Genomic DNA, 12,078 nt, shown 5'->3' with positions numbered 1-12,078 from the left:
CCGCCGGAATGCAAATAAAACCAACAAAAAGCCATTATTTCAGGCGACAACATCTAATTCTTAACATTCTGTTAATCTTTTCTTGTTACAATGAGGTTCCAAGAGTCTAATCCAAGAATGAAGCATGGCAAAAAAGCGTAACCTGAAAAGACAACTCTATACTTTCAGCAAAACAGATGATGGATACGCCATTGTTGCCCCTAAACACAAAGGATTGGTATTAAGTGGTGGCGGAGCCAAAGGCATAGCCTATGTCGGCATGATTAAAGCCATGACTGAAACCGGGTTTCTTAAAGATTTAACCCATATCAGCGGAGCATCCGCTGGATCCATAACAGCCAGTATTATGGCTATGGGCATGAAACCAGAACATGCAGAAAAACTGGTTATTGGCCTGGATGTTATAAACCTTTTAGATAATAAAGGGTTCAGATTACGTGCCAAAGGTGAACGATTTCGTAGTATCCTTGAAATTGTTTACATGTATCAATTCAAGGAACATCTGAACGCTGTCCAACTGCCTGTCCCTAAAGAACTTCAACTGGATTATGCAATCCTCAAACAGAAAGTTGTCCTGTATGAGTCTGCGTTGTCGCGTCAAGGTATTACCATTAATAGTGTCGACGACATTCTTGAATTATCCCACTCAGTCGAACGTTTAACGAACATGGATCGCGCTTTTCAATCCATTCCCACCATCATTAAAAACAGAGATGGTGAACAGCTTGAAAATCCACGCTTCAGTTTTCATGACATGGCACGATTAAGGTCTCTTCTGCCCGAAGACCAACAACATCTCATTAAAAAATTATCCGTTGTTACTACCAACCAGACAAAAAGAGAACTGGAAATACATAATGAGGAATATGGTGCGAATGGTTCTATTGCAGAAAAGGTGCAACACTCCAGTGCTCATCCATTCATATTTACTCCAGCGGTAAACGATGCCGGTGAACATATTGCTGACGGTGGTATTTTAGACAATTTGCCCATCATAGCCCTCAAAAAATTAGGCCTTCATAAAGAAGAGATTTTATGTGTCAAGCTTGAGTCACACTCTTCGTTTGCAGACAGAATTGCTAATGCGGCATCCCATATCCCTGAAGCGATTACCTCATTCACCCGATGGGTTGATGATGGAATGGAGCATCTGATTGGCGGCCGATTATTTACCGCACGCGCCAGCACCCGCAATCGGGAAAAGATCTTTCATAATCTGGGTAACATGCTTTACTTGAATACAGGCAGTATTGATACCACCACTATGTACCCGACTCTACAAGAAAAACAAGATGTCATTGATGCATCTTATCGCAGCACAAGAAAACTGCTTGGCAGTCATTCCCGTATTTTTGATAATCCCTTAATTGCCATGGTTTATTTAGGAAAAGATAAACTTGACCATACCTTGATTCACGAAACTGATGAAGAGGAACTGTTCCAATACGCCGCCTATGCGAAAATGATATTTCTCCTGCAAAACCAACTGGCTAAAGAGATTAAGGATAATGATTTTTATTCGGTTGAGAATTATCTGCTGCAAATTGATGACATTCTGCGAAAAGATTCAGGTTTGAATGAAACCCAGCAAGATCAAATCATGTCCCTGTGCCTCAAACAGATTGATTTTTATACCGAAGGACAGCTTGAACAGCACATCATGCAAAAAATTGCTAAGGAACAGGACGCTCATAAAGTCAGTTGGTTTACCTGGCTATTGAAATTATTATGGAAACCCATCGAATGGGTTTTATCATTCATTTCAAGCCCGAAACCCGAACAAACTGCAGAAGAAAACGTTCAGGAATCAGAAGATCCTATAGCTCCTGTGAGACTATATGGTTTGTTTGCGCAGACTATTCACTCAACCCGACTGGTTAAAGATGATTTGTCCTTTGATGAAGATTCTGCCTCAAATGACTGCTGCTCTATCCTGTCCTAGCGTACATTTTATGCAAAATCGCCAACAAGAGACTTGCGGATAAGAAACTGTGATGTTATGTTGGAAATAAGGGATTTAGAAGTGGAGTCAAAAAAATGGAATCAATGATTGATTTAGTAGGATATATAGCTTCTTCTTTGGTTTTCGCTACCTTTTATGTCAAACGGATTTTGACGTTACGCCTTATCGCGATTGGTAGTAATATTGCCTTTATTCTGTATGCTTTTGAATGTCATCTACACCCTATCTTTATATTGCATTCGCTGTTATTGCCGTTGAATTTATATCGGATACTTGAACTAAAAAGAAATGAGCAAAGCTATTCGTTGTTTAGACGAGTCGATTTAAAAGCGTCCAGATAATCGCTTTGGCGGCAGCCGTAATGTGAGAATGAGTTCCTTGCCACATCACTCCCATAGTACGGCTGCCACCTAATACGGCTACACATCTACACGCTGGTTTGGAATTGCCTTTTTAATCCTTTAACTTTATACTTGCTGGCGTTTTCATGACCAATCTCTGCTTTTACATAGCCATATCAGGAACTAGCAATGAACAATCAAACAGTACAGGACAAATTAACTCGTCACTTATCTTTTCTTGAGCAAGATCAAACCAATTTAAATCTGTTGGTTGAAATCAGTGATTTATATCTGGAATTGGATGATATTGAATCAGCTCAAAATTATCTGGATAAAGCTACAGTTATTGATCGTGAGGCCTGCCTCGCTCAACAAGGCTTACTTTATTTGAATCAAGGGCAATTTACACAGGCTCAAGAATGTTTCAGCGAAGCCTTGACACATGAGGATACTCCTGCTTTGCGCTACAACCTTGGAATTACCTACTTTATTAATTATGAGCTGGAGGAAGCCTGGGAAACATTGTCACCCCTGCTTGATGGCGATCACCATCCGGACGCTGAGTTATTAATGGCGCGAATCCTTCATCGTCAGGGATCATTGGAAGAGGCTATTAGCCTTGTAGAGAATGTATTGGAACATAACGCTGACGATACCGATGCACTGGGATTACATTCCCTTTTATATTTTGATTTGAATGAAGAAGAACTGGCTGCCCAATCCAGCGCACGGGCTTTGGAACTCAATCCAGAAAATTACGATGCCCGACTGGTGAGCATTATGCTTCGTTTAATGACGATGGAAACTACAGTCGAAGAAATAGAAGAACTGTTGCAAATTAATCCTCACGACAGCCGTTTGTGGTTTGCTTTGGGTAATACTTATATGAGCCAGGGTGATTTGGAAACCGCAGAAGAGACCTTGAAAAAGGCTGTAGAAATTTACCCTGAATTTTATGATTGCCACATAGCCTTGGCCTGGTGCCAATTATTAAATGATCATGTTTCAGAAGCGCATGAGACCTATCAGGACGCGGCAGAGCTTGTTGAAGAACTGGCTGATGCCTGGGGGGGATTGGCTTTAATTCATGCCTTACAGGAAGATTTTGCGCAGGCCGAATTGTTGATTAATAAATCTAATGAGTTGAATCCCACCTGTTTTCTGACAGAACTTGCCAGATCGGTTTACATGATTCATCAAAATCCGCAAAAAGCCAAAGAGCATTTGTTAAATGCCCTGCAAAGCAGCGAAACCCCGATCAGTGAAAAACTGGCTCTGTTAATGGAAGAGTTTAGTACTCAGGAAACCTTGCATTAATCGGGTTTTGGGTATGAATGGATGCACGTCATCCTTCGCGCAAAAAGACGCGCTCAGGACGCCGTGGATCCGGGAATAGCCATTCTTATAACCCATATTAACGAAGTATAATGCGGGAAATTGCCACTTCGATCCTGTATTACGCTTCGCTAATACAGGCTACAAATTTGTGTGGTATTAATCATCGAGGACTTCAAATTCTTTTCTGAAAAACGCTTCTCTTTTCCTGCCGCTTACTTCATCTCGAGTAAACTCAATAGCATCCCTGTTGGCTATACAGCGCCAATTTTGCATGTGAGCTATGTATTGCCCATCTTTTGTTTGAAATACTTGTGGTGTAAATAGTGCCACATTTTTACCAAAATTCTGACATCTTGCAGAGGCAAAAATAAATCCTTCGATACCCTCCTCCCTCATTTCAGTACCTAACTTTTGGCTGTGCTCATAGGTGGTTTTATTTGATATTTTATCCTGATATTTTTTAAATGGCGGTGCTGTCAAATCAATACCATGTTCAGTTTTTATGTAGGCCTTGAATGCCGTCATAGGAATATCAATATAGTCCAGAGAGGCTGAGGTATCATCAAAAAATTTTAATCGATAAAACGCCACTTCGGCCAGTGTAGTATGCAGGTTTATAGAGCCATACCAAAGTGAAGGCTCAAAAATACTGCCGAATCGGGATCCATATGCTAAAGGCGGGTAACGAAAAGGAGTAAAAATCAAATAGTGCTTCTGATCAGGGATTTGAGGTTTTGAGCTCTCCAGCAGTTGTTCCAGAAGATCGTGCTCTTCCCTGCTGTCCACCAAGTCTCTGGAACTTGAAATATGTTGTGCTTCAACCATTCTCCATGGTTCCAGATTAATTAATTTCTGAAATTTTTTACCATCACACTCACTCCAAATGCTCATAGTTTCCCGCGCATCGCATCCAGATAATGAAGTACAGCAATGAGACCAGAGATGGATTTCATCTCTTCTATGGGTTTATTACAAAAATATTTATTTTGGCTATTAAGCCATAATCGGGCTTTTTCGTGATTATTACCCACCATAGCATTTAAACTTCTGTATATTCTTACTAATAAAAGCGCAAGCTCGCCTTCTTTGGTATGGGGGGAAATTAATTTCGCACCTTGATTGATACGAGATACGCCTGATTCGCTAATACCAATAATTCTGCTTAAGTCCTTGCCAGACAGGGAATAAAATTTTGACACATTGTTTATGGCTTTGGTCAAAACCAGCTCTTCATTATGATGTACACTATTGGATGCTTTCATGATTCACATCTCCTTTTCATTTGAAATTATAGTAAACAATTTTTTCAAATGCAAGAATATGCCGTATATCGTCCGTCCTCCCAGATCCACGTCGTCCTGAGCGCGTCTTTTTGCGCGAAGGATCTCCCGAAAGCGGCATAGTACCAGTATTTGGAGATCCTTCGCGCAAAAAGACGCGCTCAGGACGACGGGGAGCTGGGAGAGGCTACAATCACTCCCTGCTTCTGCAATAAGTTTCCTCAATTAGTAACAGAAGAATTAAAGCCAGCGCCAGAGAACCAGGTAAAAGCAACAGGGCAAGATGATAAGCCTGTAGTGAAAATTGATGCATGCCATTCACTACAGTTCCATCCCAGCTCCAATCAAGGACTATACCCACTAAAGGTTCAAATAAGGCCTCAAATACCGCATTGAAGGTATTCATAATGCCCAATACTGTAGCAACAAGAATCAGGGGAAACAATTCGCGGATCATGGCAAAGCTGGTAAAAAATCCGCTGGCTCCAAAGCCGAATATAAATAAGAGGACGGTTAATAAGGATAAACTAAAACTGGTACTGTACAAAACTGCTGACAAGCACAATAAGGCGACGAAGGTTCCAGTGAACAAGACGGGCTTTCTGCGACGTATGTAATCTGAAAACCATCCCCAAAAAGGTGCACCAGCTGCAAATCCGATGAAAATAAACGACACAGCAAGGGCTGAGTCAGTACGTGAAAAACCATAAGCTTTTTCCAGAAAGGGTACGCCCCACAATCCACCAAATACTGAAACGGGAGCAAAAGCTAATCCGCTGTATAAAGACAGTGCCCAAGCCTGGCGGTTGGTGATAATTTTTCGCAAAAGATGGCTGATTTTTTCCTTAGGATGGGTTTCCTGTACGGTTTTTGCTTTTTTATCCCTCAAAACAAGGTAATAAACCACACCAAGAATAATGCCCATAAAACTTACAACCTGAAGGGCAGAACGCCACCCTACATGCTGAACCAAAAGAGCCAGGGGCATTTGACCACCAACAGCACCCAACATGGCGGCTGTCATGAACATTCCTGAAATCAGAGCAAAACGTTTTGGTGAAAACCAAAGTGCCGCTATTTTAAAGCAGGATACGGCGGCAAAAGCAGCCCCCATTCCCATGAGCGCCCTGCTGGTACAAGCCAACCATAGGCTATCAGTCTGGGAAAAAATAAAAGTGCTTACACTGCAGAGGAAAATAGCACTTGTTGTCAACAATCGCGGACTGTATCTATCCAGCATCACGCCAACCGGAACTTGCATGATCAGATAAGAATAAAAATAAAAGGCAGATAAATTACCAAGTCCCGCAGCATTGACCCCAAAGGCTTGCATCAAATCACCAGTCATCACACTGGGTGAAACCTGGATCAAATATTTATAGAAGAAGAAACTGGCCGCTATTGTCCAGATAATCCAGGGATAGATTGCCCTGAACCATTGATTTTTTATTTGAAAAGTATTCACCTGAACTCCTAATTCTCTGTATCAGAAACAGCCATTTTCTTTCAGCCTGAACCATGCAGTTGATGAGAGTGGCTTAATTTTTATATCTGCCGGAAACTTCGCCCTGAGGCGGGGCAGATATTCAGGAGGCAGGCCGGCTCAGAGCTAGGGAATGGGTAACACTGACCACGACGACTACATTGAACACTACAGAATTTAAAGACACAGCCGATTGCACAGTATTCGAAATACTGTGGTAAGGAGAGCCAAGGCTATCTGTACTCAATCGGTTGAAACTCATTGTACACACTGCTTTAATCACAATTAAGTCTTGATGTTAACTTTTTGGGCACAACATTGTCAATACTTTATCTTTTAATTGACTTTCATGATCACATTTAATACAATAAGACTCTTTTTTCGCAAGGGGACTAATGATGTTTGAGCTCTTTTATAATGCGGCATTAAAAGCAAATGATCCGAAAGCATTACAAGATAATCTGGTTCAGTTAGCTCTGAACGCAAGAGAACCCACTCCCCCCTTTTTCACCCTCGCAGGAAAACTGGCCTCACAAAATAAAGTTCAGGCTGCAGAAAATCTTCGTATTGCAGGGGCTGACCCAACATCTGTTGCGACGGGTTTCGCTTTTGCTGGAAACCATGACATGGTGCTTCATTATGAACAGCAATATGAAGCAGAACTTGGCCCAATTGTCTTTGGCTATGCCATGGCAAATAACCATGAGAAAGTCGAAGAATACAGAGCCTATGTTGATATTAATTTCATAGTTCAGGGTTATGTTTTTGCTGGTAATCATGACAAAGTAAAAGAATGTTATAAAATGTATCAGGCTCATGTTGATGCAATTGCTTCCGCTTATGCCATGGCAGGTTATCATGATAAAGCAGAAGAATACCGCGTTGAATATGGAGCAAACGTTAACGAAATTGCCAGAGGTTACGCCTTTGCTAATAACCACAAAAAGGTCGAGGAATATCGGTTTAATCATGATGCCAATATCGTTATTATTGCTAACGGTTATGGCTTCCGGGGACACAACACACCACCTTTTTATCAGGCAGTCAACCTCTTAAAAGCACAAGGCAAAATCGGTGACCCCATTATTGACTCAATGCTTCGTTTGCAAAAAGGGCAAGATCAATTCTGGAATCCTTACTGGATAAACAGTGATGTGAAACTGGATGCTATTGTTAAAGCAGTACTCTCATTGCAGGAAACGGACAACATCGAGGACTTGATTAAGGATGAAAACTCGGAACTTTACAAAGCACTCAACATGCAACGTCTGGCACCAATCACGTTCCTCGGCCGCCTTGGCTTTTATCATGCCAAAACATTGATGAATGTGAGTGAAGCAGTAGACAATGAGCCATCGCAACCCTCCATCATAAGTTAATATTTGTAGCCCGTATTAGCGAAGCGTAATACGGGGAATGAGTTCATCTTTACTTCGATCCCGTATTACGCTTCGCTAATACGGGCTACACAATTCCCCCTATAATTATGATATTGAAGAATATTTCATCAACAGTCTAGTGTCGCACTCAATCTTAAAGTAAAATGGTTGATTCATTAGTGCTGACGGATTGAATAAAAAGAATGACACTACAAAAAATCATTTCCAGCGTTAAATCGAAATCTGCGGCATTGCTGCTTGCAACTTGCACAATGAATTCTTTCAGTTATGCCGATACGTCACCATCAAAAAATACATGGAAAGACAGATGGCATCCTGTTTTTGCTCTAGGTACGGGAGTTTCTACTGCCCCACATATAGGTGTATCCCAATATTTCCCTATTCGCGATCCTATCGTTGACGAATTTTATATTTACTCATCAAGCCAAAAAAACCAAAGCTCAGGTTTTTGGGATTTGCTGTTGGCTGCTGAATGGAATATTAATCAGGACTGGATGGGACAAGCGGGGCTTGATTACAATCAAACCGCTCCTTTTAAAGTCAATGGCACCTTTACTCAAGGTGCGGATATGCAATCAGCAGATACTTTTTCGTATCAATACAAAGTATTGACCAAACAGTTATTAGTCAATGGAAAATTACTTTACACCCTTAAAAATTACGTTCACCCTTACCTTTCTGCTGGTTTAGGCACAGCGTTTAACAAGGCCTATCACTATTACACTAATGTACCGGCTAATCTGACTTTTACCCGGATGCATCTGGATCATACCAATACTTCGTTGAGCTATGCGCTGGGTATTGGTATTGACACTGACATCAACAAAAATCTGCGCGCAGGTATAGGTTATCGCTTTACTGATTTGGGCACTGTGCAACTTGGCAAAGCCTTTATTGATACCTCACTGGTGTCGGGGACACTTGCCAATTCGAATTTTCAAACCAATGAAGTATTGATACAGTTGACCTGGGTTTTTAATTAAGGCCTGGGTTCGAGTGATATGTCCTTAATTTAACGTGAGTTTCGGATAAGAAACTTTTTTTATCCAGTCGTTACTTCGATGCCGTTCGGGCTGAGGAGAGGCGGTAGCCTCGTCTCGAAGCCTTAGCACCATGCCAAGGCTTCGAGACAGCGCTAACGCGCTTCCTCAGCCCGAACGGATCGAGGTAAACAATGGCTCAAACAACTTTCTTATCCGAAATTCACGTTTATTTAGAGTACAATGAATGACTGTGCTGAAAAAAAGTACTACTCAAACACCTCTTACTGCACTGGTCCTGGTAACCATTGCAGTAGGAATCAGCTCTGGCCTGTTGGGTATGTTGCTGGCTTTGCTGCTGCACTGGATACAGCATATTGCTTTCGGTTACAGTCCTTTTCATATCATCAGCAATGAAAGTTTTCTTGAAGGAGTCAGTGCTTCGTCACCAGAACGGCGCATCAGCATTCTTGTTCTTTGCGGACTGATAGCCGGTTTGGGCTGGGCATGCATCTATCGTTTTTGTAAACCTTTGGTCAGTATTGCTGATGCTATAAAAACGGACAAACGTATGCCAGGACTTGCTACCACCTTACACGCCCTCTTACAGATCATTACTATTGCTTTGGGTTCGCCTTTGGGACGTGAAGTAGCCCCGCGGGAATTAAGTGCTGTCTTTGCATCCTGGCTTTCAGATAAGGTGGGTCTGAGTATAAAAGAAACCAAAATAATGCTGGCCTGTGGCGCTGGTGCAGGTTTGGCTGCTGTCTATAATGTGCCCTTTGGTGGTGCCCTGTTCATTCTGGAAGTATTACTCTGTACGGCCAGTTGGACTGTAGTGCTTCCAGCTATTACTACTTCAGCTATTGCTGTGGTTGTCTCCTGGTGGGGATTAGGTAATGAACCCTTGTATTATATGCCCCATTTGTCTATCAGCTATTCTTTGGTTATCTGGGCACTGGTTGCAGGTCCGATTTTTGGTTTTACTGCCTTTTGGTTTATTGATATTGCAACAAGACAAAGAGCGAATGCGCAGCATGGCTGGATTATGATTGTGTCTTGTCTGGTTAATTTTACCTTTATAGGTTTGTTATCTGTCTATTTCCCCGCGTTATTGGGTAATGGAAAAAGTCCGGCACAAATGGAATTTGCGGAATCAGTGGGACTTGCATTGACTAGTATCTTACTGGTTTTAAGATGTCTTATTACCTGGTCGAGTTTGCGTGCAGGTGCTCAGGGGGGATTGTTGACGCCCTCTTTGGCTAATGGCGCATTGTTGGGAGTACTATTGGGCTATTTCTGGAATTTGTTTTGCCCTTCTTCACCTTATGAAGCTTTCGCGGTTATAGGTGCTACAGCCTTTCTTGCCTCAGCGCAAAAGATGCCTTTGACAGCTATAGTCCTTATTTTTGAACTCACCCGGATCAATTCAAGCTTCCTTATTCCTATTATGCTTGCCATAGCGGGGTCTGTGGGGACCTGGCATTTGACCAGAAATTATTTTACTGCGAATTAAGATGCCGCTTCTTAAAGTGCCTGGGAGCCAGTATTAGTGCATAGACTTCAAGAAATAGGTTCCAAGTTATTGATAAATTGACCGGTTTTCTTAGCCACTCTACCTCAGTGCGAGGGTGCAGTGCGATTAAGAATCGTCTTCCCCCTCTCAAATCCACGTCGTCCTGAGCGCGTCTTTTGGCGCGAAGGATCTCCTGAAAGCGGCATGGTGCCAATATTTGGAGATCCTTCGCGCCAAAAGACGCGCTCAGGACGACGTGGATCCTACGAATGGAGAAAAATAAAACAATTAACTGCTATAATTATTTTATAGGGACATGAAATGGAATTTTATCATGAGCACTGACCATACCGATCTTTCTCAGCTTCAATCCAGAGAAGAATGCCTGAAATTACTCTCCGCATCCAGCATCAGCGCCATGAGGTTAAGAAAACTGGGCGATAATCATAGTGCTTATCCCAAGCAGATAGCTTCTCTTGCGGAGGTATGTGCTCATTTAATGACGGTTTATTCAGAAGAACCCCAATCCATAGTAGCAAAAATGGAAGAATCTTTAGTTACAGAACTGCAAAAGGAACGTCAGTTCATAGACAGTGAAATAACGACGTTGTTTGAACGCAGAAAAAGATTTACTGCCAATACCATGTATGGGGAAAAAGAAATTGTGGATTTGACAGTGCAGATAAGTACTTTGGAACGGCGAAGGTCCATGCCTATGGGGGAGCTTGTACAAAAGGTAATTTGCGATACCTTAAACCAGATATGCGTAGATCATGGTTCAAGTATGTTGGGTACCATTGATCCTGATCATTATGAATATCATGACGATACGGTAAATCAATCATCGGAGCAATCCGATCCTCATTCGATAACGCCTAAGTAGACCGGGCTACGAGACTGTGCCATTCCCGGAACCACGTCGTCATGAGCGCGTCTTTTTGCGCGAAGGATCTCCTGAACGCACCATGCCACTTGCAGGAGATCCTTTGCGCAAATTATACAGTCAATTATGTGTAATTTACGTTAAGTAATTTCACCTTAACTTGTAGCCCGTATTAGGCGTAGCCGTAATACGGGAATGAGTTCATGGCCACTTCGATCCCGTATTACGGCTGACGCCTAATACGGGCTACAAGACCTCCATCATCCTAAAGACAATCCTCTACGAAATGTACTTCGTTATTTCTGCCGCCGTAAATCAGGGTCACCACTTTTCCATCAGTTTCAAAGCGGATGGCTCTATCTTTTGCTGTATCGATGAGGGTTAAATAGTTGCCTTTTTCATCATAGCGATGGGTTTCAACCTGCAACTTGTTATTATATAAATTTTGTACCTGACTCTCAGTGTCTCCAATTTTGGCTCCTGTACTGGTCTTGTATGCCGCTGAACTGAGATTGACGCGGACAATTTTACCATCAGAGACCATAAACGAAACATCATCGAGCCCTTTTAACGTGACGTAATGACAACTTTCATCTTCAGCCTGATCCGGGTCAGGTTTGGTTGAATTAAAAGTTAAACCACTGGCCTGTTCCGCTTCTTTCAAAGTCATATTAATTTGAATGGGGCCAAATCCTTCTGGAGACAGAGTCCAGTTTTTATCGTCAGCAGCAAACAAACCGGTTGAAAGAGCCAGCGTCACAAAGAAAGAAAATACTAAAGTTGCAGATTTCATTTTTATTCCTTAATTCGTCCTGAATATGCTTCATTATAGAACAAATTTAACTACAAATTCATTTCAGTATGTCATCAGGGGCGATAGAGTGCCATACTGTT

At 42.0% G+C, this 12,078-nt stretch carries 11 protein-coding genes; 7 read left to right on the top strand and 4 right to left on the bottom strand.

Annotated features, from left to right (window positions below; all coding sequences use genetic code 11):
• Positions 1–124 precede the first annotated feature (124 nt).
• The 3 genes from B094_RS0100595 (at position 125) to B094_RS0100590 (ending at position 3,621) form a co-directional block, all read left to right on the top strand.
• Positions 125–1,942, top strand: coding sequence for a patatin-like phospholipase family protein (locus tag B094_RS0100595; protein ID WP_018575850.1), 1,818 nt, complete (start codon positions 125–127; stop codon positions 1,940–1,942).
• Between the two features lie 95 nt (positions 1,943–2,037).
• On the top strand, positions 2,038–2,304 hold the full coding sequence (locus B094_RS16650) for a hypothetical protein (protein ID WP_081621005.1): 267 nt from the start codon (positions 2,038–2,040) through the stop codon (positions 2,302–2,304).
• Positions 2,305–2,493: 189 nt separating this feature from the next.
• The gene (locus B094_RS0100590; protein WP_018575849.1) at positions 2,494–3,621 is read left to right on the top strand and encodes a tetratricopeptide repeat protein; all 1,128 of its coding nucleotides are present in this window, start codon (positions 2,494–2,496) and stop codon (positions 3,619–3,621) included.
• 177 nt (positions 3,622–3,798) lie between these two features.
• Here B094_RS0100590 and B094_RS0100585 read toward each other — a convergent pair whose 3' ends face one another.
• From B094_RS0100585 to B094_RS0100575, 3 genes are all read right to left on the bottom strand, one after another.
• Positions 3,799–4,533: an RES family NAD+ phosphorylase gene (locus tag B094_RS0100585; RefSeq protein WP_018575848.1), complete on the bottom strand. Its 735-nt coding sequence runs from the start codon at positions 4,531–4,533 to the stop codon at positions 3,799–3,801.
• A complete protein-coding gene (locus B094_RS0100580) occupies positions 4,530–4,904 on the bottom strand; it encodes an antitoxin Xre/MbcA/ParS toxin-binding domain-containing protein (protein ID WP_018575847.1) in 375 nt (124 codons plus the stop codon). Before B094_RS0100580 ends, B094_RS0100585 begins: the two co-directional genes overlap by 4 nt.
• Before the next feature lie 211 nt (positions 4,905–5,115).
• Positions 5,116–6,387, bottom strand: coding sequence for an MFS transporter (locus tag B094_RS0100575; protein WP_018575846.1), 1,272 nt, complete (start codon positions 6,385–6,387; stop codon positions 5,116–5,118).
• Between the two features lie 413 nt (positions 6,388–6,800).
• On the opposite strand from B094_RS0100575, the gene B094_RS0100570 reads away from it, so the two are divergent.
• The 4 genes from B094_RS0100570 to B094_RS15450 all read left to right on the top strand — a co-directional run bounded on the left by B094_RS0100570 (position 6,801) and on the right by B094_RS15450 (position 11,184).
• On the top strand, positions 6,801–7,784 hold the full coding sequence (locus B094_RS0100570; RefSeq protein ID WP_155823451.1) for a hypothetical protein: 984 nt from the start codon (positions 6,801–6,803) through the stop codon (positions 7,782–7,784).
• Positions 7,785–7,987: 203 nt separating this feature from the next.
• Positions 7,988–8,788 (top strand): outer membrane protein, encoded by an 801-nt coding sequence (locus B094_RS15455; protein WP_018575844.1) that lies wholly within the window; start codon positions 7,988–7,990, stop codon positions 8,786–8,788.
• Between the two features lie 253 nt (positions 8,789–9,041).
• The gene (locus B094_RS0100560) at positions 9,042–10,301 is read left to right on the top strand and encodes a chloride channel protein (RefSeq protein ID WP_026253803.1); all 1,260 of its coding nucleotides are present in this window, start codon (positions 9,042–9,044) and stop codon (positions 10,299–10,301) included.
• A 334-nt stretch (positions 10,302–10,635) separates the two neighbouring features.
• Positions 10,636–11,184 (top strand): hypothetical protein, encoded by a 549-nt coding sequence (locus B094_RS15450; RefSeq protein ID WP_018575842.1) that lies wholly within the window; start codon positions 10,636–10,638, stop codon positions 11,182–11,184.
• Positions 11,185–11,449: 265 nt separating this feature from the next.
• Here the strand turns inward: B094_RS15450 and B094_RS16375 are convergent, their stop codons facing one another.
• The gene (locus B094_RS16375; protein WP_018575841.1) at positions 11,450–11,977 is read right to left on the bottom strand and encodes a hypothetical protein; all 528 of its coding nucleotides are present in this window, start codon (positions 11,975–11,977) and stop codon (positions 11,450–11,452) included.
• Positions 11,978–12,078: the final 101 nt, after the last annotated feature.

Origin of the sequence: Legionella shakespearei DSM 23087 (assembly GCF_000373765.1) — a bacterium.
In the GTDB taxonomy this organism is placed as follows: Bacteria; Pseudomonadota; Gammaproteobacteria; order Legionellales; family Legionellaceae; genus Legionella; species Legionella shakespearei.
Note: the sequence above shows the minus strand (reverse complement) of the source record. Positions and strands in the feature narration are given on the sequence as shown.

What these genes read in the sequence shown, in the direction of transcription:
- B094_RS0100595 (WP_018575850.1), top strand. Translation starts at nt 125, where the DNA reads ATGGCAAAAAAGCGTAACCTGAAAAGACAACTCTATACTTTCAGCAAA.
- B094_RS16650 (WP_081621005.1), top strand. Translation starts at nt 2,038, where the DNA reads ATGGAATCAATGATTGATTTAGTAGGATATATAGCTTCTTCTTTGGTT.
- B094_RS0100590 (WP_018575849.1), top strand. Translation starts at nt 2,494, where the DNA reads ATGAACAATCAAACAGTACAGGACAAATTAACTCGTCACTTATCTTTT.
- B094_RS0100585 (WP_018575848.1), bottom strand. Translation starts at nt 4,533, where the DNA reads ATGAGCATTTGGAGTGAGTGTGATGGTAAAAAATTTCAGAAATTAATT.
- B094_RS0100580 (WP_018575847.1), bottom strand. Translation starts at nt 4,904, where the DNA reads ATGAAAGCATCCAATAGTGTACATCATAATGAAGAGCTGGTTTTGACC.
- B094_RS0100570 (WP_155823451.1), top strand. Translation starts at nt 6,801, where the DNA reads ATGATGTTTGAGCTCTTTTATAATGCGGCATTAAAAGCAAATGATCCG.
- B094_RS15455 (WP_018575844.1), top strand. Translation starts at nt 7,988, where the DNA reads ATGACACTACAAAAAATCATTTCCAGCGTTAAATCGAAATCTGCGGCA.
- B094_RS15450 (WP_018575842.1), top strand. Translation starts at nt 10,636, where the DNA reads ATGAGCACTGACCATACCGATCTTTCTCAGCTTCAATCCAGAGAAGAA.
- B094_RS16375 (WP_018575841.1), bottom strand. Translation starts at nt 11,977, where the DNA reads ATGAAATCTGCAACTTTAGTATTTTCTTTCTTTGTGACGCTGGCTCTT.